General features: G+C 67.1%; 17 protein-coding genes and 1 tRNA gene. 5 read left to right on the top strand and 13 right to left on the bottom strand.

Features of this window, described 5'->3' with window-relative positions:
- The first annotated feature begins 162 nt into the window (after positions 1-162).
- The 3 genes from queC to VB775_RS07300 are packed head-to-tail and all read left to right on the top strand — an operon-like array spanning position 163 to position 2,213.
- Positions 163-915 (top strand): 7-cyano-7-deazaguanine synthase QueC, encoded by a 753-nt coding sequence (queC, locus tag VB775_RS07310; RefSeq protein WP_323216700.1) that lies wholly within the window; start codon positions 163-165, stop codon positions 913-915.
- Positions 912-1,691 (top strand): 7-carboxy-7-deazaguanine synthase QueE, encoded by a 780-nt coding sequence (locus VB775_RS07305; protein WP_323216699.1) that lies wholly within the window; start codon positions 912-914, stop codon positions 1,689-1,691. Before queC ends, VB775_RS07305 begins: the two co-directional genes overlap by 4 nt.
- A 51-nt stretch (positions 1,692-1,742) precedes the next feature.
- Positions 1,743-2,213 carry a 6-carboxytetrahydropterin synthase gene (locus VB775_RS07300; protein WP_323216717.1) on the top strand — a complete coding sequence of 157 codons (471 nt, stop codon included), beginning with the start codon at positions 1,743-1,745 and terminating at the stop codon, positions 2,211-2,213.
- 96 nt (positions 2,214-2,309) lie between these two features.
- On the opposite strand, the gene VB775_RS07295 is transcribed toward VB775_RS07300, so the two are convergent.
- From VB775_RS07295 to VB775_RS07245, 11 genes are all read right to left on the bottom strand, one after another.
- Positions 2,310-4,118: a M12 family metallo-peptidase gene (locus VB775_RS07295; RefSeq protein ID WP_323216698.1), complete on the bottom strand. Its 1,809-nt coding sequence runs from the start codon at positions 4,116-4,118 to the stop codon at positions 2,310-2,312.
- A gap of 502 nt (positions 4,119-4,620) precedes the next feature.
- Entirely contained in the window at positions 4,621-4,872 is a 252-nt protein-coding gene (locus tag VB775_RS07290) for a helix-turn-helix domain-containing protein (RefSeq protein ID WP_323216697.1), read from the bottom strand.
- Positions 4,770-6,143, bottom strand: coding sequence for a sigma-54 dependent transcriptional regulator (locus tag VB775_RS07285; protein ID WP_323216696.1), 1,374 nt, complete (start codon positions 6,141-6,143; stop codon positions 4,770-4,772). Before VB775_RS07285 ends, VB775_RS07290 begins: the two co-directional genes overlap by 103 nt.
- The gene (locus VB775_RS07280; RefSeq protein ID WP_323216695.1) at positions 6,079-7,254 is read right to left on the bottom strand and encodes a HAMP domain-containing sensor histidine kinase; all 1,176 of its coding nucleotides are present in this window, start codon (positions 7,252-7,254) and stop codon (positions 6,079-6,081) included. Before VB775_RS07280 ends, VB775_RS07285 begins: the two co-directional genes overlap by 65 nt.
- A 48-nt stretch (positions 7,255-7,302) precedes the next feature.
- Positions 7,303-7,674 carry a hypothetical protein gene (locus VB775_RS07275; protein ID WP_323216694.1) on the bottom strand — a complete coding sequence of 124 codons (372 nt, stop codon included), beginning with the start codon at positions 7,672-7,674 and terminating at the stop codon, positions 7,303-7,305.
- Between the two features lie 15 nt (positions 7,675-7,689).
- Positions 7,690-8,523, bottom strand: coding sequence for a type II secretion system protein (locus VB775_RS07270; protein ID WP_323216693.1), 834 nt, complete (start codon positions 8,521-8,523; stop codon positions 7,690-7,692).
- 60 nt (positions 8,524-8,583) lie between these two features.
- Positions 8,584-11,229 carry a hypothetical protein gene (locus VB775_RS07265; protein WP_323216692.1) on the bottom strand — a complete coding sequence of 882 codons (2,646 nt, stop codon included), beginning with the start codon at positions 11,227-11,229 and terminating at the stop codon, positions 8,584-8,586.
- 246 nt (positions 11,230-11,475) lie between these two features.
- Complete coding sequence (locus tag VB775_RS07260) at positions 11,476-12,153, bottom strand: hypothetical protein (protein WP_323216691.1); 678 nt, start codon at positions 12,151-12,153, stop codon at positions 11,476-11,478.
- A 182-nt stretch (positions 12,154-12,335) separates the two neighbouring features.
- Complete coding sequence (locus VB775_RS07255; RefSeq protein ID WP_323216690.1) at positions 12,336-13,970, bottom strand: hypothetical protein; 1,635 nt, start codon at positions 13,968-13,970, stop codon at positions 12,336-12,338.
- A gap of 123 nt (positions 13,971-14,093) precedes the next feature.
- A complete protein-coding gene (locus VB775_RS07250; protein WP_323216689.1) occupies positions 14,094-14,705 on the bottom strand; it encodes a hypothetical protein in 612 nt (203 codons plus the stop codon).
- Between the two features lie 4 nt (positions 14,706-14,709).
- Complete coding sequence (locus VB775_RS07245) at positions 14,710-19,002, bottom strand: integrin alpha (protein ID WP_323216688.1); 4,293 nt, start codon at positions 19,000-19,002, stop codon at positions 14,710-14,712.
- 291 nt (positions 19,003-19,293) lie between these two features.
- Here VB775_RS07245 and VB775_RS07240 point away from each other — a divergent pair, with 291 nt between their 5' ends.
- On the top strand, positions 19,294-20,088 hold the full coding sequence (locus VB775_RS07240; protein ID WP_323216687.1) for a hypothetical protein: 795 nt from the start codon (positions 19,294-19,296) through the stop codon (positions 20,086-20,088).
- A 124-nt stretch (positions 20,089-20,212) separates the two neighbouring features.
- On the opposite strand, the gene VB775_RS07235 is transcribed toward VB775_RS07240, so the two are convergent.
- Together VB775_RS07235 and VB775_RS07230 are read right to left on the bottom strand one after the other, a co-directional pair.
- Entirely contained in the window at positions 20,213-21,355 is a 1,143-nt protein-coding gene (locus tag VB775_RS07235; protein ID WP_323216686.1) for an alpha/beta hydrolase-fold protein, read from the bottom strand.
- A gap of 205 nt (positions 21,356-21,560) precedes the next feature.
- Positions 21,561-21,632 (bottom strand) — tRNA-Gly (locus VB775_RS07230).
- A gap of 205 nt (positions 21,633-21,837) precedes the next feature.
- On the opposite strand from VB775_RS07230, the gene VB775_RS07225 reads away from it, so the two are divergent.
- Positions 21,838-22,176 (top strand): DUF4286 family protein, encoded by a 339-nt coding sequence (locus VB775_RS07225; RefSeq protein WP_323216685.1) that lies wholly within the window; start codon positions 21,838-21,840, stop codon positions 22,174-22,176.
- Positions 22,177-22,191: the final 15 nt, after the last annotated feature.

Here is a 22,191-nt window from a genome sequence, read left to right as displayed (position 1 = left end):
CAGCCACCCCCGCGACGACCCCCCGACGGACGCTCCCAAGGGCCGAGAACCCTGTCGGGGCGCGGAAAACCGGCGGATTTCCCGGTGAAAGACGGGCAGCGACGGGTCCGGGGGCCCCCGAAGGCGTGGGTCGGGCACGGCGCTGCGACTAAGATGGTGGGCATGAGCGGGAAAGCGGTCGTGCTCTTGTCGGGCGGGCTGGACAGCGCCGTGGCGCTGGGCGTCGCCGCGCGCGAGCACGCGAAGACGGTGTGCGCGCTGAGCATCGACTACGGGCAGCGTCACCGTCGAGAGTTGGAGGCCGCCGCCGCCCTCGCGAAGCACCTGGAGGCGTCGTCGCACACGGTGGTGCGTCTGGACCTGCGTGCCGTGGGCGGCTCGGCGCTCACGGGCGACATCGCGGTCCCGAAGGACCGCGACGAGGCGCGCATGGGCGCGGACATCCCGGTGACCTATGTCCCGGCGCGCAACATGCTGTTCCTGGCGCTCGCGATGGGGTTCGCGGAGACCGTCGACGCCGGGCATGTGTACATCGGCGTCAACGAGGTGGACTACAGCGGGTACCCCGACTGCAGGCCGGAGTTCATCGGCGCGTTCCAGCGTGCCGCGGCCCTGGGCACGCGCGCCGGCGTGGAGGGCAGGCCCATCAGCATCGAGACGCCCCTGGCCGGGCTGTCGAAGGGCGCGATCGTGAAGCGCGCCGCCGCGCTGGGCGTCGACCTGTCGCTCACGCACTCGTGCTACGACCCCGACGAGCAGGGCCTCGCCTGCGCGCGCTGCGACGCGTGCACGCTGCGGCGCAAGGGGTTCGAGGACGCCGGTGTGCCCGACCCGACGAAGTACCGCTTCGATGTGCGCGCGGCGATCAAGGTCCGAGCCGCCGGCAAGCGCGTGTGGGACGGGGCCGACGCGTGACCGTCCCACTCCCTCAGGCGCGCGACGCGAGGGACCCATCGGAACCGCCGCCGCCACCCTCCGACGCGCTGCCCATCGCCGAGACCTTCGTCAGCGTGCAGGGCGAGGGGAAACTGACCGGCGTGCCCTCGTGGTTCGTGCGCCTCTCCGGCTGCAACCTGCGCTGCGCGTGGTGCGACACGCCCTACGCGAGTTGGGCGCCCGAGAAACAGACCCGCGCGATGGCCGACCTGCTCGACGAGGCGCGTCGCACCGGTGTGCGCCACGCCGTCGTCACCGGGGGCGAGCCACTGCTTTTCCCCCGTGTCGTCGAGCTGTGCGAGGGCCTGCGCGCGCAGGGGATGCATGTGACCGTCGAGACCGCGGGGACCCTTGACCCCGCCCCCGGGGCGCCCTGCGACCTGCTCAGCGTCAGCCCGAAACTGTCGAACTCGGCGCCCGACCCGGTCGCGTTCCCGCGCGAGCACGCGATGCACGAGTCCCGGCGCGAGAACCTGCCCGTGCTCCGTTCGCTTCTGGGACGTCAGCGCGAGTCGGGACGGGACCTGCAACTCAAGTTCGTCGTGACCGGCCCGGGCGACCTCGCGGAGATCGAGGCCCTGCTGGCCCGTCTGGAGGGCTGGGAGGCGTCCGACGTGCTGCTGATGCCCGAGGGGCGGACCCGGGAGGAGATCGGCCAGCGGAGCGCCTGGGTGGCGTCGGCGTGCGTGGAGCGGGGCTGGCGCTATTGTCAGCGGCTCCACATCGAGCTCTTCGGGAACCGCCGCGGAACCTGACCAGAGCCCGGGTCGAGCCCGTCGCCCACCCCACGCGGAGCGTTGTTCGAAGTGGTCTATCGCGTCTGCAAATCGTTCACCGTCGAGAGCGGGCACCTGCTCTCGAAGCACCCCGGCGCGTGCCGCTATCCCCACGGGCACACGCGCGTGGTCGAGGTCGTTCTGTCGAGCGAGTCGCTCGACGAGCGCGACATGGTGTGTGATTTCAAGGCGATCAAACTCGCGGTGCATGGGTTCATCGACCGCTTCGACCACGCGATGGCGATCAACAGCGCCGACCCGCGGGCCGCACAGCTCCGCGCGCTCGCCGGTGAGCGCCTCGTCGCGTTCGAGAACCAGGACCCAACCACCGAGGCGATGGCGAAACTGATTTTCGACCACCTCTCGGGCATCCTGTCGCGCCGCGAGGAGATGACCGACCCGAAGGACAGCGTGCGCTACGCCTTCCCCCCGGGCGTCCGGCTCGAACGCGTGCGCGTTGGCGAGACGCCCTCGAGCTGGGCCGAGTACGGCGTGTCCTGAGCGGAACGCGCCGGCGCACACCGATCAAAAAACAACGCGGCCCCGACGGAAGGTCGGGGCCGCGGTTTCAGATCCGTGTGATCGTTCGGCGCCCGATCAGTTCGGGGTGTTGCCGAAGTTGGAGAGGACGGCGTTGATGTCGCTGAAGTTGACGGTGCCGTCGCGGTTCACGTCGCCGATGAGCGTCGGGCCGGACTGGCCGAACTGCGAGAGCACGAGATTGAGGTCGCTGAAGTTGACCGTGCCGTCGCCGTTCTGGTCGGCGTAGGGGCGGGTGACGAAGGTGGACGGGTCGGGCGAGATGGTGTTCTGGCCACCCGAGCCGGTCGCGATGACGGACCAGTAGTAGCGGGTGCCGTGCTGGAGCGTGCCGGGGGGCACGGGCCAGGCGTTGGTGGTGAGGCCGGTGACCGAAACGATGGGATCCACCATGTCTTCGTTGGTGGAGATGAGGACCTCATAGGTCTGCGCGAACTGCGCGGGCTGCCACTGGATGCCGAAGCCGCTGAGGGCAACGCCGGTGGCGTTGTTCGCGGGAGCGACAGCCGAGAAGTCGGTCGGGGCGGGGTTGCCGACCACGCTGGAGCGGAAGTTCGCGACGACGTTGCGCGTCTCGTTCATCGTGCGCACGTTGTCGGCGGCGGTGGTGGAGGGGCAGGTCGTCGTGCCGATGCCCATCGTGAAGCCGTTCCAGGTCACGTCGGGAGAGGAGTAGTAGTTGATGCGTGTGCCGGGGGCGTAGGCCATGATGGTGCGCCACGCGCTGTTGGTCGTGCGATAGCCGAAGGACCAGCAGCGATAGCCGCTGCCGGCGTTGTTACGGTCGTGCGCGCAGCCCATGTTGTGACCGAGCTCGTGGGCGAAGGTCGACCAGCCGCAGGAGTAGGCGGTCACGCCGAAGCCAGTGCTGGAGTTCCCGCCCGGGAAGAGCAGGTACGCGATGCCGCAGGCCCCGTTGGCGACGCCGGACACCAGGTGCACGAGGTCGGCGCCGTACTGGTTGCGCAGCGCGTGGGCCTCGTCCATGACGCCGTCGCCGTTGTTGCGAAGGCGCGACAGGTCGGTGCCCATGGGGGTGCCGCTGCTGCCGGTCGCCTCGACATACTCGGTGCGCTGCGAGTGCACCAGGCGGACGCGCTGGTCGACGCCGCTGTTGATGTACGAGGTGTTGGTGTTGTTGATGAAGTTCGCGAGGGCCGCCTGCATCGCGGCCTCGGAGCCGGTGGAGAGCTGCGCGCGAGGGGTCCAGAGGATGAGCACGTCGACCGTGACGGGCTCCGTGCCGCGGATATCGACGAAGCTGGGCGCATCGGCGGGCATGTCACGGTAGTGATCGGGCGGGAGCAGGGGCTTGCCGGGCTCGAACGCCGTCGCGGTGGGGTCCCACCACAGGTTCTCGGCTTCGGACTTGCCGCAGGGGTTCAGGCCCTCGACATCGACCTGGAGGATGCGGAACACGCCATCGCCGGCCGGGAGGATCTTGAACTCGCCGTACTTGGGACTGCTGATGTCGCCGACGATCGCGTCGCCGACGCGTGCGATCGACATGATCGCGTGCTCGTCCTGCACGAGAGAGCCGACCCAGTTGAAGTCCGCGACGCCCTCGGCGAAGATGCGATCGGCGTTGGCGGTCAGGATCAGGTCGTCAAAGAGGTTCAGCGACAGAACCGCGTTCTTGTCGCCGTCGAGCAGCAGCGAGGGGTCGGTCATGCGCACGACACGTTCGCGCTTGATGCTCCAGCCATCGGGCAGGGGCATCGCGGCGTCGCGCGGGGCGCCCTCGAACAGCACGGGACGGGCGCCGTCGGCGCCGAGATCGGCGGCGCTCGGGGCAGCCATGGCCGCGCCGGTCACACCAAGAGACATGCCCGCAGCGATCGCGAGCACGAGGGGGGAACGGGTCATGTGGTTTGCCTTCCGCATCTGCATAGTCTCCGGCTGGACGGTCCTGATCAGAACTACCGCTACTGGTCCGACGCTCCCCGAACTCCCGCGTTCATGAACGGGGACAGTTCGGGACGCGGCGCGCGACCTCTCCACAATTCGCTACGCACCATACCTACCCCGGATTTCACGATCCCGCAACAAAAATCGGCGGGTTTTCGCCCAGAGAGTGCCCTTTCTCCTCATTCTCGGACTTCCCGATGAAGAGGAACGCTTCCAGGCGTCCCGGTCGCCCCAAACCCCCAGGCGCCGATTTTCGGGCCCTGCTGCTCTGAATCGGCGTTCGGACCGGTCGGGGAACGTCGCGGGCGGGCCGGCACGGGCGCTGGGATCGAAAACGCCCGCCCCCGCAACAAAGCCGGGGCAGGCGTGTGAAGGAAGGGAACCGAGGCGCCCTCCGGTACGAGCGCTCCCGGCCCCCGGTTCCGTGTCGTGGACAGCGCCGGAGCCAATCCGGGGGGATTCAGTCCGCGTCCGAGGCCCGCGCCGACGCTTCGTCCAGCACGCCCTCGAGCTGGAGTCGCTCGATGCGATAGCGCAGCGCGCCGCGGTTGAGCCCGACCATGCGCGCTGCCTTGCTCACGTTGCCCCGGGCGGCCTTGATCGCCTCGATCAGGAAGCGGCGTTCGAGCTGGTCGATGTCCAGGGGGCCGCCGCTGAAGTCGTATCGCAGCGCGTCGGGGTCTCTGACCAGCGTGTTGCTCGAGATCCGCATGATGCTCTGGAGGTCCAGTGGCGACTGGAGCGTGCGCGTCGGCGCGTCGGAGCGAAGGCCAGGTCGCTCGGGCTGATCCGGGGCCCCTCCGCCAGCACCGCCGCCCGTTTCACGCAGTTGAGGAGTTCGCGCACGTTGCCGGGCCAGTCGTGGTGGGCGATCGCGTTGAGCGCGTCCTCGTCGAAGACCAGCTCGCTGCGCCCATACTGCGACGCCAGGCGGGCGAGCGTGCGCCGGGCGATGAGGACCGAGTCCTCGCCTCGCTCGCGCAGCGCCGGGAGACGGATGGTCAGCGCGTTGAGCCGGTACAGGAGGTCCTGCCGGAAGACGCCTCGCGCCGTGAGCCCGCCGAGGTCCTGATTGGTCGCCGCCACGATGCGCACGCGCACGGTCCGCTCGCGCTGGCCGCCCAGACGCCGAAACCGGCCAGTCTCGACCACCGTCAGCAGCTTGGCCTGCACCCCGATCGACATGTCGCCGATCTCGTCGAGGAAGATCGTCCCACCCTCGGCCATCTCGAACAGGCCGGCGCGACTCTCACGCGCATCGGTGAACGCGCCACGTTCATGCCCGAACAACTCCGACTCGATCAGCGACTGAGGCAGCGCGGCACAGTTCAAGTGCACGAACGGGGGCGGGTCCTTCCCGTTCACCCCGGGCGCCGTCGCGTGGATGTGACGCGCCAGCACGCCCTTGCCGGTGCCCGTCTCGCCCAGCAGCAGGATCGTGGGCAGATCGAGCGACATCGATGACCCGCCCGGCCCGGGCGTCGGCAGCGGCAACTCCGCGAACCGCTCCGCGAAGCGAACGGCGCGCCGCCATGGCTCGGATTGTCCCAGCGCCTCGTCCGTATCCCCCCCGGCGCGAACACGCTCCAGACGCTGATACAGGCGCAGCCGCGACAGCGTGCGCCGGTTCTCCAGCGACCGCCCCAGCAGCAGAGTCAGTTCCTCGATCCCGACTGGCTTCTGGAGATAGTCGTCCGCCCCGGCCTTCATCGCTTCGACCGCATTGTCGACTGTGCCGTAGGCCGTCAGCACCACGACCACCCCCTCGTACCCATCAGCGCGCAGCTGACGCACGAGGTCCAGACTCGACTGCCCGTAAAGATTCACATCCGACAGGACAGCGTCGAACTCTCGCTCTTTCGTCTGTTCGCGCGCCTCGGCGAGTGTCGTTGCTTCCGAGACAACATGGCCCGCGAGCTCAAGACCCCGACGGATCGTGACGCGCAGGTTCCGCTCGTCTTCGATGACCAGTATGCTCGCCACGATTCACCCGATCCCTTCGGCTTACTTCAGCCACGCGGCCTCTTTCAGCCAGTGGCTTCGCCAGAGACTGGACGTGCGGTTCGGCTGGAATCCGCACAACGCATCGTGAGCCACCAGCCGAGCGGGTCAAGAGCTCGATTTGTCCGCTATGGCCAGCCACGATCTGCTTGGCTGTTGCAAGTCCTATGCCGCTGCCGTCGGCCTTCGTCGTAAAGTACGGGTGGAACACGAGATCTCTGATCTCCTCCGGCACGCCCTCCCCCTCATCGAGTACCTCGACCTGCCACGCGCGCGCCGGAAATGAATCCTCGTTCATGCCCGTCACGACCACTTCGACCCGCGCACCGGGCGGCGACGCCTGGATCGCGTTCGTCAGAACCACCACCACCGCGTGGTCCAGACGCTGCGCGTCAAACACCGCGCGCATCGACGCATCGGCCACGCGCACTGCGATCTCCACGTCGCACATCGTCGCCAGCGGACGCACCGCGCCCACCACGCCCTCGATCCAGGGCCCGACCTCGTGCGTGTCCGGGCGCAACGCCAGAGGACTCGTCACGTCCAAGAGCTCGCGCAGCCAAACGTTGAACCGGTCGACGGCTTGGATGATCTCGGTCTGCATCTCGCGCACCGCGCCTTCGTCGGCGCTTCGCATATGCGTCAACTCAGCCAGATTTCGGATGCCGGCGATCGGATTCCTGATGTTGTGCGCGAGCCGGCGCACCATCTCCCCCACCGCCGCCAGACGCTCGCGCTCGACCTCGCGCTCCTGCATCTGCCCGATCGCTTCGGCCATCGTGTTCACCTGCGCCGTCAGCCCGGCCATCTCGTCCACCCCCGAGACCAGCGCCCGGTGCGTCAGGTCGCCCGATGCGAACCGCTCCGTCGCTTCGCGCAGGCGCGCCAAGGGCGTCATCACCCACCGTCGCACCAGCAGCAGCGCCAACACGCCGATCAACGCCGAGCACAACATCCCGGCGTGCAGCGTGTAGACCTGCGTACGACGCATCTCCTCGCCGAAACTCACGGCGCGCGCCGCGTCGATCAGCACGTTCGATTCCACGACGCCCACGAACTCACGCACGCCGCCCAGCGCCAACAGCGCCACCACCCTGGCGTCCTCGGCGCCGGGATCCGCCAGACTCTCTCGCGAGCGGGCCTACGCTTCCTCGATCAGATGCACCAACTGACGCAGCGCCGACGCGCCGATCGTCGCCTCGACACGAGGCGAAGCCCTCGCGAACTCGATCGTCTCGTCGAGCGCCGAGAGCGCCGACGACGCCAGCGGCTCCAGCGGCGGACGACCCGCTTGCAGCCCGGAATGCCCGACCGCCCGCTCGAGCGTGGCGATGTCTCTCTCCAGCCGCGAAAGGTCCGTGAGCGCGCAGGTCAGCGCACGAAACGGACCGGTGATCTGCCTCTCCTGGATCCCGGCAAACACGACCGCGACCCCCAGACCGCTCGCGATCGTCAACACGAACAGACCCAGCAGGATCGCAAACTTGACCAGCAACGACTCGCGAAGTCCCAATCCCACGCTCCTGAGTTACCTGACCGCCTGAAAGCCCCACAGCGAAGCATCCTCGCGCACCGGGTCGCGCGAGGCGCCCACGCTCCCGTCCACATAGCCTACCTGCATCACGCCGGAATGGCGCCTCGCCGGGAACCAGCGCGAACCGTCGTCATACAGCCGCCCAGTCCCGAGCGGCGGCGCGCTGAAATGCGCGCTCTTGCCCGCGCGCTCCGCACCCCCGCCGTCGCTGTCCCACACCAGCGGCACACGCCCCTGATCCACGATGGAAGACCCGAGCCGGACGTCGGTCGTCGCCACCAACCTCCGCTTGCCCATCTTCTCCGCCCGGACGAGGCGCGCGTTGAAGGCGTAACTGACGCTCGACCCAGGACCGACGGCCTTCGTGATGCAGGTCGCCCCGGGGTCAAGCGTCGCGATGGCTTCGACCCTGGCGCATCCGAACACGTCGCTCATCGACACCCTCACCGGGCCTTCGTCCGCGTGCCCCCAGTACGCGAGCACCCGGTATTGCGACGCCATGAAGTCCGTCAGCCGAAAACCCCGCTCGCCCTTGCTCGTCCGACGCGCACCACGTTCCATCGCGAACACCGTGAAATCGCACGCCGCCAGCCGCAACGATGTCTGACACCGATGATCCCGCGACTTCAGCACGCTCGACGTCAGCGAAGGCGTCAGCACCGCGACGAGCAGCACCAGGATCGAAAGCGAGACAACCAACTCCGCGAGCGTGAACCCGCCACCGCGCTCTCGCGCGCACCCACCCCCCGCGAAACGGCAACGCCGGCTCGATCTGATGGCCACGGTCGTCGCGGACCGAAGCGTGTCGTTCTTCACGAAGGCGATCATCGCACGACCGCCAGCCGGATGCAAGGCACGACCCGGGAACAGCGCGCGCCCCGGAACGAGTCAGCCGCAGTCCACGCCGAAGTTGGAAAGGACGATGTTCAGGTCCGCAAAGTTCACGACGCCGTCGTCGTTCAGGTCGGCCCCCGTGAACCCGGGCGCGCCCGACTGCCCGAAGGTCGACAGCACGTTGTTCAGGTCCGCGAAGTTGACCACCCCGTCGCCGTTGGTGTCACCCGGGCAATCCACGCTGGGGATGTCCAGCCACAACAGCGTCGCGAGGACCGCTGAGCGTTCCTGCTGTGTGAACGCTCGCGCATCCACGCGCCCCCCATGCCAGGCAAACGCGCCGGGCTGACTCTGGGTCCCCCCCCAGAAGTCGATGCGGACCGGGGGAAGCGGGGCCTCGCCCAGGATGACCCCCTGGGTCATAAGCCGGTGCCCGATGCTCGAGGTGAACTCGAGCTGCCCATCGGTCTTACGCGAGATGCACACCCGCAGCTGCGTGCCCCTGAGCCACGTCCCCGGGAGGATCGCGCCGAATCCCGGGGCCTGCCCGTTCACGACCGGGCGCACCAGGACATCCTGCGAGGAAGGGCGCGCGATCAACTCAATGTAGTTCAGTTCGTCCGAAACGATCCGGGCCAGCGGGTACTCGTACCCGCCCGTGCTCACCGAGTCCCACAAGTATTCGAGCGCGTGCCCCGACAGCGTCACCGACCACTCGTCGCCCAGCGCAGGGAACGAGCCCACCGAGGCGAACTCGCTCGCGTAGGTCTGCTCCGGAGGCACGCTCATCCCCGTTAGCGGCCCATCGGCAGTCAGCGTGTCGACCGCCAGATAGCACACGAACGGATCGCTCGGGCTGGACGAATGAACCTGGTACTCCATCGTCTCCCACTCGCCCGGGAAGGGCGTGTCGCGCAGCACGAAGGGCGCCCAGACATTCGCCGATTGCTGCAGGGGATACCTGAACCACGGCCCGGCCGGGAACCCCGGCGTGTTCCGACGGATAATCACCTGCGCGCCCTCCGCGCCCTCCACCCGCAGCCAGAACCGCAACACCACCGCGCCAAAGGCGTGCTGCGTGCCCTGAGCCACCGGGCGGAACCGCGCCAGATTCGACGACCCGTTCGCGAGAGAGCCGATCCGGTACACCGGGCCATCGGTCGGCGGATCGAGCGCCTCGGCGGACGCCTGGTCGAGCAGCGTCAACTCGTTCGAGGAATCGGTCGGCAGCGGTGCGCTCATCGACGCCGTCGCCTTGTTCTCGACGCCCGAGCTGAGCAGGAGCGGACGGATCTCCAGCGTCTCGGGGACCGGGATGCGCCGGATGCCAGTGCTGTTGACGCGCGAATCGACATAGATGTGATTCCCGTGCACCGCTGCCGATGGCATCGCCGCCGTCGCCGGGCACCAGGCCTCAGCCCAGCGCTCGCCGTCGGGTGAGAACTGCAGACGCTTCGCGCTGGCCGCGAGCGTGCTGTTGCCCGGTTCGAAGTTCGAGACGTAGGGTCCCCCCAGCTCGGGCGTCGGGGTGCGGATTACGAAATTACGCGAACCAGTCGCGTTCGTGAGCCCGAAACCATACAGGTGACGCAGATCGGCGCGCGAGCCCGCGTTGTCGTCCGCCTGCAGCATCACGATCTGGTCGCCGTTCTCGTCCGAACCCAGGATCGCCTTGTACGGGTCCGGCCCGGGCGCGCAGCCCACGAACTGCAGACCGCGCGTCCCGAAAGACCCGTGGTAATCATCCTTGTAATCCCAGTCCTGCGCAGTGTCATACGACGAAGCGTCCTCAAGCGTCGCGCTCACGATCCGCTGGTAGGTCAGCGAGTCGCCGATCCCGGCAAACACCCGGATGCCCCCGTTGCCGAAGGGCATCACGCCCGCGGCGTGCACATGAGAATTCGGCCCGTCCGTGATAATGATCGGACGCACCACCGGCTCCACCACCCAGGGAGCGCCCACCTGCGCACGCGTCGCGCGGAACACATACACCGCGCCGCCCAGCGGCGGCTCCCCGCCCGCCCCCGCCTGGTGCCGGTAGTCAGCGCCTGCGAACCACGCTTCCGTGGGCGCCTCGCCCCTGACCAGAGGCCACCAGTTCTGCAGCGACCACTCACGCACCCGGTCGTTGCCCAGCTGATCCACCGGCTCCTCGTACACGACCTGCCAAGTCTCGCCGCGATCAGCAGAGATCACCAGCGCAACCGAACCGGGCAGCCAGACGGTCGCCCCGTCAACCTCGGTCTCGTGCGAGACCTCGCACATCAGCACCAACAGCCCGTGACAGATCGTGCCGGCCTTGGGCGAGAAAGCACGCCCTTCGACAGCGCCGCGCATCAGGTCGATCACGCTCCCCCCACCGGGCCGGACCATGACCGTGCGAACCCGACCTTCGCCGGTTGTTTCCGCCTCCAGCAGCGCATCGTCCGCCACCCAGAACACATCCAGATACCGCCGGTTCCCCTCGGACACAATCAGCAAAGGCGTCACGCCATCGTGATCGAGGCCGGAACCCAGCAGCAGCGTCCGGTTCGAGGTCTGACGCACCGTCTCGGGGATCGGAGTCGGCGCGAGCAGGCGTGGCCTGCCGAACCTGGGCTCGTCCACACCAACGCTGTTGCCCTCGGGGTCCTTGGCCTCCGTCGCACGCGAGAAAGAAAAAGTCAGCCCCCCTCGTGACCGGAACTCGCCGTCAAACACGAACGCGGCATCTCCCAGCGAAACCCCGCCCACGCTCCATGACGAAGACGCGGCGACTGCGCACACAGCCAGTGGGAGGACCGAACGAATACCGCGGTGACGCATGGTTTACCCCAACATGTTCGAAAGCTGATCCTCTTGCAGTGTCCCTCGCCCGGCGGTGGTGTCAAGAAAAATCGCCCGGCAAGGGCGACTTAGGGTCCGACGAAGAGGGGCAAGGTCCGGAGAGACAGCCCGGAAGGGGTTTCAGCCGCAGTCCACGCCGAAGTTGGAAAGGATGATGTTCAGGTCCGCAAAGTTCACGACGCCGTCGTTGTTCAGGTCGGCCCCCGTGAACCCGGGCGCGCCCGACTGCCCGAAGGTCGACAGCACGTTGTTCAGGTCCGCGAAGTTGACCACCCCGTCGCCGTTGGTGTCACCCGGGCACTGGGGGATGAAGCCGACGAACACCTGCGCGTCGTCGAGGTTGACCCACCCGATGTTCTCGCCCCACGCGTAGCCGCGCAGGCGCTGCGCCGGGGCGTCGACCCTAGCCTGCTGCGCGAAGCCCGCCAGCGAGGCGCGGGTGTCGAAGTTGATCCACCCGACGTTCTCACCCCACGCCAGCCCGGTGAGATCCCCGGTGTCCAGGTCGACATTCACGCCGAAATCCGTGCCGTCGATGTTCGCGTACGACACGCCGTTGGCGGGCGTCCCGTCCCCGAAGTTGATGTACCCGATGTTCTCCCCCCACGCGAACCCGGACAGGAACCGGGCGCCGATGACCACGCCCTGGGACGCACCGGGCGAGCCGGCGTCGCGGAAGTTCAGGTAGCCGCAGTTCTCCGACCACGCGAACTTGTTGGTCGGGCTCACGTTGCTGGGCGCCCCGAAGGCGAGCGATGGGGCGAACGCTATCAGCGTAACAGTCAGGGCGACCCTCACGGCGATGCTCCTTACGGGCCAAGTATGCGCCGGCCCGGCACCCTCTCCAAGCGGAAAACGACGCCAAATCGCGCCAGCCACCCCTTCATGCGTGGCGCGGCCGGACGCCCGCCAAAGAAATCTCAGGGCGGAAGGCGAAACCGGGGACCGCCGGGCTCGAGACCCGCGACGCCGCCCCCGGCTCAGTCGCAACTCGAACCGAACTCGCTCAGCACGATGTTCAGGTCGGAGAAGTTCACCACGCCGTCGCCGTTGAGATCACCGGGGATGCCGGCGCCGCTCTGACCAAAGGCGCTCAGCACCGCGTTCAGATCGGAGAAGTTCACCACGCCATCGCCGTTGGTGTCGCCCGGGCAGGGCGTCGTCGCAGCGCCCAGTGTGCCGTCCGGATTGATGTTCTGCGCGAACACATCGCCGGAATCGTTGCGCCCGTCCTCCCACACGGCACGCACAACGCCCGACGCGTCGGTCGTCGCCAGCAGGCGGCTCTTCGAGCCGTTCGCGTCCGACACCATCCGCACGCCCCCGTTGTCCCACACGAACTGCCCCGCCGCGTCGACCCGCACCGCCACCAGGTTCACCACGCCGAAACTCGGCTCGACCGTCACCAGCATCGTCGCCCCGCCCGACGCCCGTGCCGCCCGCGGCGCCGTCTTGTTCTCCGCATTGAACGGCAGCACCTCGACCCCAAAATCACCCAGCGACCGCGCCCCGGAAGGACCGAACCGCTGCACGCCGATGCCGCGGATCGATTGGGCGCCGTTGCGATCGTTGAAGAACAGCATCAGGTCGAGCGTGTCGTCCACGAACGCGATCGCCGGCTCGAACTGGATGCGATCCGCCCGCGTGGACGCCGACACCCCGTTGGCCGCGAACTGGGGCGCGCCGCTCGCGTCGACGCGCTGCGCGAAGACGCGCGAGGGACCCTCGCGCGAATCGCTCCACGCGAACGCCGCCCCGCCGTCCGACGCCAGCGCGATCTGGGGGTACTGCGCGATGGGGATGCTCGACGCGTTCGACACGATCACCGGGCCGCCCATGTTCCACGACGCGCCGGCCGACGAATCGAACCGCTGCGCGTACACGTGCCGGGGCGACGCGAAGGTCCGCGTGTCGCGCACGTACACCATGATGAACCCGCCGGAGGGATGCGCGACCTTCGTGTGGAAGCCCGGGCCCTCGACGCCGTCGCCCGCGATGCGCACGCCCCCGACCTCGACCTGCTCCACGCCGCTCGCGTCCAGACGCTGGTAATAGATGCCGCGCGCCGAGTCGCTGCGCAGCCACGAGATGTGGTACTGCCCGGTGACCGCGTCCTGCACGACCCGCGGCGCCGCCTCGAAATCGGCGTTGATCGAGATCTGCTTGCCGTTCGTCCCCCACTGCGCCGTCCCGTCGGGCAGGATGCGCTGCGCGATCACGTCGCGGTCCGCCCCGTCGCGCGTATCCGTGAACACCAGCACCGCCGCCCCGTCGGCGTCGGCGATGATGTCCCAGTCCACGAGCGAGGTGGACTGCGGCGCGCTCGAGACCAGCAACCCGTCGTCCGCGAACGCCTTGTCGCCCGTCGGGCTCAGCAGCTGCGCGTACACCCGGAACGACCCGTCGGCGGCATCGAACCACGCGACCCAGGTCGTCCCGTCCGGCAGCGTGGCCGCCTTCTGCACGGTCTGGCTCCCCGGCTTGACCGCGACCCCGAGGTTGACCGAGGGATCACCCGGGAACGAGGCCCCCACCGCGACGCCGCTGAGAGCGACCAGGAGTGCCCCAACCGGGAACGCACGCGCAACACGGGACAAGCGGGGGACAGAAGACATGGGCGACCTCTCCAGCCAGCGGCGAACCACGACCGGAACAGATGGCCGCGGGGAGACCATCATCGCAGAAGCGGGGGCGGGGTGCAAGTTATTTTTTACACAACGCGGATACTCCACACTCGCTCAACATCCCCAGTTAAGGGCGATGTCCATTGCCCCAAACTGACGCTCAAAGGCTGCCCGCCACTCGACGACCAAGGGTGACTTGATCAACTCCGCTTCATAGTCCCACGAACCAAGCCAGCCCGAACCATCGATTCCGAACCGCCACCGGCACCAGTCATGGACTACGAGCCTGCCATCGCGATTCTCCGTCCACGAAAGACCCGCTCCACGGAACACAGACAGGTCGGTGAGCATGAGTGTGCCGCGGTGCGGCGACGCGTTCTGCTCGTGATAATCAGCGAGACGCTGTGAGAACGCATTCGGGCGGAGGAAGAAATAGAACCTTGGAGCACTGGCGATGTATTGCCAAGCCAACTGCATGCTCTTCACAGAGAATCGGATGTCTCCCTGATGATTGGCCAACTCAAGAAGTTCAAGCGCATCGCCCGCACCACTTCGCCACCGGTCAAGCGCCACGAGGAGATCCGGTTCGTGATCGCTATCGTGAACCGATCCCATCACACCAGAATTCTCGACTCCAAGCTCTGCAAGTGCAGCGGACAAGCGGTCCTCCCAGTCAGAGTCGAATCGGGTCTGCGTGTAAAGCCAGAGTGTGCCCGTGCCGCTCATGAGGTTAGTTCGCCTTGAGAAATCGAACCATACCCATCGTCAGACCGACGGTCACGCCAGTAGAACCGCCTGAGAAAGTGTTGAAGTACGCAACGAGGTGCTCGAATCCGTCGTGGGCGAAGTTACTCATAAGGGCGTGACTCGGGGCGTGCACCGCCAACATGAGCTTGTTCACGAACGCATGAACAGACAAGTCGCGGTCGTCCTTGCCATAGAAAGCGTGCACTGCCAGGCCCCCTACAGTGGATCCTGCCCCCAGAGCGCCGGTCGCCCCAAGAGCGCGGGTCATGGTGGGGTAGTTGAACCGCATTGGCGGAATCCGCTGCCACCCCGCCGTGGTCCATCGCCATTCGGAGCGCACCACGTCCCAGTCCTCCTGAAAGACAGCAGGATAGTAGACTCGCTGCTGGGCACTCAAGCCATTCATGCCAGCCTTGAGTTCAAACGCTCGCAAAGCGCGATTGCGGTCAAGGATTTCGTTGACGGCAGGTCGGTACCCATCCTTAACATATATGACATCAAACTGCCCCACTCCGCTACCCCCCGTAGAGCCGTACCGAATAACGCGCCGGTCATCAGGATCAACAACAAGATCAAAGATGAAGTTCCGGTGGTCTCGCAGGTGATGCGCGGCCTGAGCATGAACATATTTGCCGAATGCTCCGGTGTCATTGGCGTGATTAGGCGGCGCCCATCCGGCGTCATCGAGCAGCGGGCGAACGATTGTGTTGTTCACAAGATCGGCAATGACGGAGTAGGAAGCGTCGAGTCTTGTGAATTTCTTTCCTTTTTTCTGACGACCTTTGGGGTTGTACTCGATCTCGACTGTTGGAAGATCCTGAAGCCATATCGCAGGCAGATCAGGGAAATGCGCTTCGGCAGGTGTATCGAGGTCGACGCAGATAAACTCGGAACTTATATAGCCCGCATCGCCACGCGTCATGGATACAGGATGTCCTGCAATTCTGATCTGAGTCAGCCCATCGCGAGGGTCGATCACCTGAACCCGATACGTTACCCATGTCCCAGCGAGGATGTTGTCTGGCAGCGGAGGATCGTCCTCCATCTGGAGCGTCGCAGGCCACAAGATGTCCATGGGAATGAATTCGGTGTCGCGCTTGCCTCTTCCTAATATCTTGATCTCGGTTGATGTAAGCCGAACCACATCAAAGGGCAGTGATGGTTGCGGAGAGTCGAGACCTGGACCGACTTGCGCCAGTTCAACGCGGATCGACTGGTCGCCCTCCGCGACGCTCGGTCGCAGTGACTCCAGATAGAGAGTTACGGTTCCCCCACTTTCGACTAGGCCCAGGTCAGTCAGTGATGTCAAACCAGAGGGAATGTAATCACCGCCGTCCTGTACCCGACGCGGATCACGATACTGGTCTGCATTCTTCTTCCAGAGTCGCAGTGCACCATGCGGCATGGCGAAGAAGTCGGAATCCGAGATATAGATTCCGTGCGGATCAGACGCGTCATACTCCAACCTAAGTGCATTGAAAGGAAGTTCTGAAATATCACTAAGAGCCAGAATGACACGTGAGAAAGTTCCGCCCGCTATCTGCTGTGTTTCCTCGTATTCTGCGATGAGACCAAACCCATCCGCATAATCCGGAATCCCATCCGCGTCATAATCCAGCGTGTTCGCCAGGATCACATGCCCCGGCGCGCTCTCCTCGATCTCCTCGTCCTGCGCGTTGATCACGCCGTCGTTGTTCGAGTCGATCGCCAGGTCCAGCCCAACCACCACCAGCGTGCGCGCGATCGTCGTCGTCGTGCAGCGTGTGCGCCTGACCTCGATCTCCAGCGCCGTCGGCGCGTCCACGCGCAGCAGGCACACACCCCCGGCCGGGGTCAGCGTCGCGGCGCCGGGCGTCGACGAGGTCGCCACCCACTCGAAATCACCCACGCCGGACGCGCTCAGCACGAACTCCAGCGACGGACCGCCCGGCTGGATCTGCGCGAAGCCCTCCTCCGGGAGCCCGTTCAGCGTCAGCGCCACGTTGCTGACCACGATCTCCACCGCGCGCGTCGTCACGCACGAGGTCGGCTCGTTATCCACCCGCAGGCGCGCGCGCACCGTGCCCGACCAGCAATCGCCGGCGTGCACCGTCACGCTGTTCGACGACGACGACACGATCGACAGCCCGCCGCTGACCGTCCAGTCGATCGAGTGGTTCGCGTTCAGCCCGCTGACGCTGTAGGTCGCCGTCCCGCCCAACGGCAGCGACGCCGGGCCGCTGATATCACCAGGGCACGAGGACTGCACGACAAACACGCGACGGCAGACCTCCACGCCGTTTAGGCGCGCCGACGCGACAACGCGCAGCGCGCCCACGCCCTGCGCGCGCACCGTCGCTGTCGTCTGCGTGGTGCCGGTCACGAGCCCGGGGCCCTCGACCGACCAGAACAGGACCGTGCCCTGCTCCAGGTTCGCCGCCGTCACCGTCGCGCTCGCGCCGACGAGCACCGAGCCGGGGCCGCTGAGTTCCACTTCGCACGGGCCCGAGACGATGACCTCTTTCGTCGCCGAGCACTGCGCGTTCCCGTTGCGGTACGAGGTCGCGATGATGTGCGCGACGCCTGGGCGCACGCCCCGGAAACTCGCCGAAGGCCCGGTCATCCCGGAGCCCGCGAACTGCACCACCGGGCTGATGGGCGGGTAGAAACTCCACAGCGTCAGCGTGCCGTTGGTCTGTCCGACGATCGAGTACACGCCCGTGCCCTGCCCGACGACGAGCAGATCCGGGCCGATGATCGAGAACTGACACTCGTCGTCGTTGCCGTTGCCGCCGTCGTCTCCGCCCCCGTCACCTCCGCCGCCATCACCTCCGCCCCCGCCATCGCCTCCACCCGAGCCGTCGTCGAAGCTGCACCCCGGCGGAGGCGGCGGGCGGAGATCCTCCGGCACGAGCCAGAACACCAGCCGGTAAATGCAGCACGCCAGTTCGGCGGGGCTGATCGGCTCGGTCTGCGGGCCAAGATCCGGCGGATCGAGCGCGCTCAGCCGGATCCGGTCGTCGCTGGCGCTCACGCCCATGCAGGTGCGGATGATGTCCAGGATGTTCAGCAGCGCCACCGCGAGCTGCGGCGCCCTCGTCGGATCGATCAACTCCACCGGCGACAACGCGCCGGGCGTCGCGCCCAGCACGTGCAGCAGGTCGTTGGTCGTGACCTCGTCGTCGCCGTCGACGTCCGGGTTGATCGGGTTCTTCGTGTCCGCCGCCTGCCCGAGCGAGAGCAGCGATTCGATCACATCGCGCTCGTCGATGACCAGGTCGCCCGTCACATCGACCCGCAGCGTGTCGGGATCGATCATCGCCGATCCGACCGGGCGCAGCGTCGATAGGTCGTACGACGTCAGCGTCGCCGCCAGCGGCAGGCCCGTGCCGGGATCCACGATCGTCGCGCCGACGATGAGTTCCGGTGCGCCGTCCCCGTTGAGGTCGCGCCCGAGCATGAGCACCGAACCGAACACCGCCGAGGGCAGCGTGGTGTTGGCGATCGACCCATCGGCGCTCGACGAGGCACGCCCGTCGCCGAAGCCGGCCGCGCCGCTCAGGAAAACATGCACGCCACCGATCAGCCCCGGCCCCGTCTCGACCAGCGGCGAGGCGATCACGAGGTCAGGCACGCCGTCGCCGTCGAAATCGCCAATGCTCTCGATGCTGTAGCCGAACGCGCCGTCGCCCTCGTCGCTCCAGAAACCGCCGATCACCTCGCCCGCGATGCCCGAGTGCAGGGTGACGACGCCGTACCACTCGCCGAGCGGGCCGATACGGCGCTGCGCGGCCGCGAAATCCGGCACACCGTCGCCGTTGAGGTCCCCCACCGGCGCGACGGTCCTGCCGAAGTCAGAGAACGCCTCGCCATCGACCGTGAAGATCACCTCGCCGGTCGTGCCGCAGAGCGCGTAGACGCGCCCGGTGCGCAGGCCTTCGAGCGTGGCGGCGCGCGGCGCCCCGATCAGGACATCGCCCACGCCGTCCGTGTTCAAGTCCGCGATGAAGCACGCCGAGACGCCGAACGCGTCGTCCGCTTCGCGCGAGGTGAACGAGCGCAGGAGCACGCGCGTCGCGCCGGAATACACGCGCACCTGCCCGACCACCGGCGCGTCGACCGAACGCACCGGGCGCAGCGCGAAGTACTCCCCCACGCCGTCGGCGTCGAGGTCGCCGAGCGGCGACGGGTTCGACGCGAGCGAACCGGACGCAGACAGACCGATCGCGCAGAGCGCGGCGAGGCGACGGGCAACGGACAACGCCGTCGCGCCGACAGTGCGGAGCGCACAAAGCATGGGAGATCCCCTCGTGGTTTCGCCGCGCATCCCCCCGGGCTTGACCCGCCCGCTTCGACACGCGGCGCATCGAATGCAGCGGAAGATACAGGGATCCGTCACAGCGTCAAGCGCGTTCCAGAAGAAATATGTGCTTTTTCATTTTTGTTACACAACACGACCGAAGTGTTACAAAAATGGTCCACAATGCACGACGCGCCTGCCCAACATCACGCGCGCTTCCGGTATCGTCCGCACGCACGCCGGCGCGAGCGCGCCGGGGCCGGCCCGTCTCTCGAGGAACGCTGCAGCATGGCAAACCGTTCGACGTACAGCATCTTGAAGGGAATCCCGCGCGATAACTTCCCGCGCGTCGCGATCGAAGCCGCGGCAGAACTCATGAACGGGCCGCGCCCGGGCTCTGCGTGGGGAGACTGGGTCCAGACGCCCACGCCCGTCACCTTCCGCGCGAAGTGGAACGGCGACACGCTCTGCATCACCAACCACGCAGCCCCCTGGGCGATCGAACTGAGCAGAAGGTACTCGTGCCCGCTTCTCGAGTTGCGCTGCCATGAGAGCGAGCACTGGGACTTCGGGCTGTTTCACGCCGGGGAGTTCGTCGCCGACGTCGCGTACTACGACGACCGACCCGGCACGCCGCGACCATGGCGCAAGGTCGGGCCCGAAGATCTCGAACGGGTCTGGGGCATCGCACTCGATCGCGTCGATCGCTATTTCGTCGACTGGCGCGGCACGGACCACCGCGTGCAACGCGGGTGGAAGGCGTACGAGAGCGACCGATTCCCCCACTTCGACGCCGACCAGCTCTACGACTTCATGGGCGCGCTCGGGGCCGTCGAGCCGTGGTGGACCCCCGATCACATCGAGTTCGAGGCGATGATGTGGCGAAGCCAGACCGTGGAGCACCCCATCCACAGGCGGATCATCCGGCGCGCGTCCATGCTGCTGCGTGGCTCGTACCCCGATGTGCCCGCGCGCTCGCTGCGCAGGCGGTACGAGTTCTGGAAGCAGCGGCGCGAAACCCGCTGGCTGCTCAAGCACCATCCCGAAGCCTTCACCTGGCGCCCGGGTGATCCGGAGGACTGAGGCGCCCGCCCCAGGTTCACCAACAGCCAATTCCTTTCCAGCGGCACGCTCGGGTTCCCCCCTCCGGCGTCGCCGACACGACTCAACCGATCGCGTGCGCGCGAAAGCGCCCCGCTCGATGCGCTCAGCGGCAGGGCGCGCCGAATGCGCTGACGACGGCGTTGAGGTCAGCGAAATTCACCACCCCATCGCTGTTCACATCGCCTCCCGAACCGGGGGCGACGGCCTGGCCGAACTGGCTGAGAACGAGGTTGAGATCCGCGAAATCCACGACGCCGTCGCCGTTGGCGTCGCCGGCGATGCTGACAAACGCGCCGAACAGATCGTTGTAGAAGAGCCAGTTGTCGTCACCCAGGCCCGCGACGACCTGCGCCAGGGAGTGACCCGCGTTGGGAATGATCCTGAAATCATGCTCAATGCCCAGGCCGTTCAGATGCGCATCGAACTCGATGTTCATCTGGAGCACATAATCAAGTTCTCCCACCGCCTGACGGATCATCTGCCCGCTGGCGAGAATGGCCTGCGCGTTCATGGCCGCGACGGTGCGAGGATGCTGCTCGAGGTAGTACGCCGGGCTGCTCCCCCAGACGAACTGATAGATCTGCAGACGCAGCTCCGGGGGGATCGAACCACCCTTCGGCGCATCGAGAAAGTCGAGTTGCAGTGGGCCGGCGCCCAGAATCGACACGCCCGCGAACAGATCGGGGCGACGAAAACCGAGCCGCGCCGCTCCCTGCCCACCCATGCTGAAGCCCTCGATCAGGCGCCCTTCGCGCCGCGCGATGGTGCGAAAGTTGGCGTCGACCTCGGGAATCAGGTCGTCGAGCACAACCGATTCCATCGGCACGAGGCCGTTGAAGGAGTTGCACCACATGCGATAACTCATGCCGTTGGGCATGACCACGATCATGGGCGGGATGCGCCCCTCGACGATGGCGTCGTGAAACAGCCGGCTGATGGGGATGATGCTGGTCGTCTGCGCCCCGCTGCCGTGGAGCCAGTACAGCACCGGGAAGCATCGATCCGTCTGGGTGTCATACTGCGGCGGGGTATAGATGTGGTAACTGACCTCGACTCCAGCGGCGTCGCTGTCGAACAGGCGGTATTCCACGCGCTCGGCGTCGACAGGCGGGATCACCCACTGCGCCATCGCCGGCGCCGCCCAGACCAGCGCGATCACACCCGCCGCCGTTCGCCACGACAGCGCCCGCTCGGGCCGAGGTGATCGCCGCTGCGAAGATGTGTCCTGGTGACGATCGAACTGCATTCGTTCCTCGATTCAGAGCCAGTCAGCGCAACCCGCCCGACCGGGCGTACGCCACGCAATGACGCCCCGGCACAACGCCCCACAGGCCGGAATATTGCGATACGAGGAAGGAATGTGCCCCAGCGGCAACGCCGGCATCCAGAGCCCGGAGACCCCGGATCGACGGGTCATCGCGCATCGCGACGACGCCTGGCTGTGCGCCGAAAGCGGGTGAAGGGACTCGAACCCTCGACTTTCACGTTGGCAACGTGACGCTCTACCACTGAGCTACACCCGCGAGATGTCGCCGCGACGAGGGGATGACGGCATGAACCGACGGGTCCCACCGGCCTGGCCCCCTTTCGGAGTCCAGACCGCCCGTTGCGAGCCGCGAAGACTAGAGGGGGTCCCCCGGGGTGTCAACGATCCGCGAAGGAACCCGGGCAGGTTCGGTTATCCGCTCCCTGAGGCCCCTCCGGCCCCCGCCCCCTACCCTTCGCCCTATGCCCAAGATCGCGTACACCGTCCGCGCCGCGCTCCCCGACGCCGCCACCGCCGATCGATTCCTTTCTTGGATGACCGGCGAGCACCTGCGCGACCTGCTCGACGCCGGCGCCCTGAGCGCCGAGGCGGTGCGACTCGACATCGAGAGCACCGGCCCCGTGCCCGTGATCGAGTGCCGCTATGTCTTCGCCGACCGCGCCGCGTACATGACCTATGTCCGCGAACACGCCCCACGCCTGCGCGCACGCGGCATGGAACTCTTCCCCCCCAAGGGCGACGGCAGCCCCAGCATCCACTACCAGCGCACCGTCGGCGAGATCCACGGCCCGAAAAACTGACCGGCGCCAAGCCCG

It is taken from the genome of Pseudanabaena sp. CCNP1317 (assembly GCF_034931345.1).
Classification (GTDB): Bacteria; Cyanobacteriota; Cyanobacteriia; order Pseudanabaenales; family Pseudanabaenaceae; genus Pseudanabaena; species Pseudanabaena galeata.
Note: the sequence above shows the minus strand (reverse complement) of the source record. Positions and strands in the feature narration are given on the sequence as shown.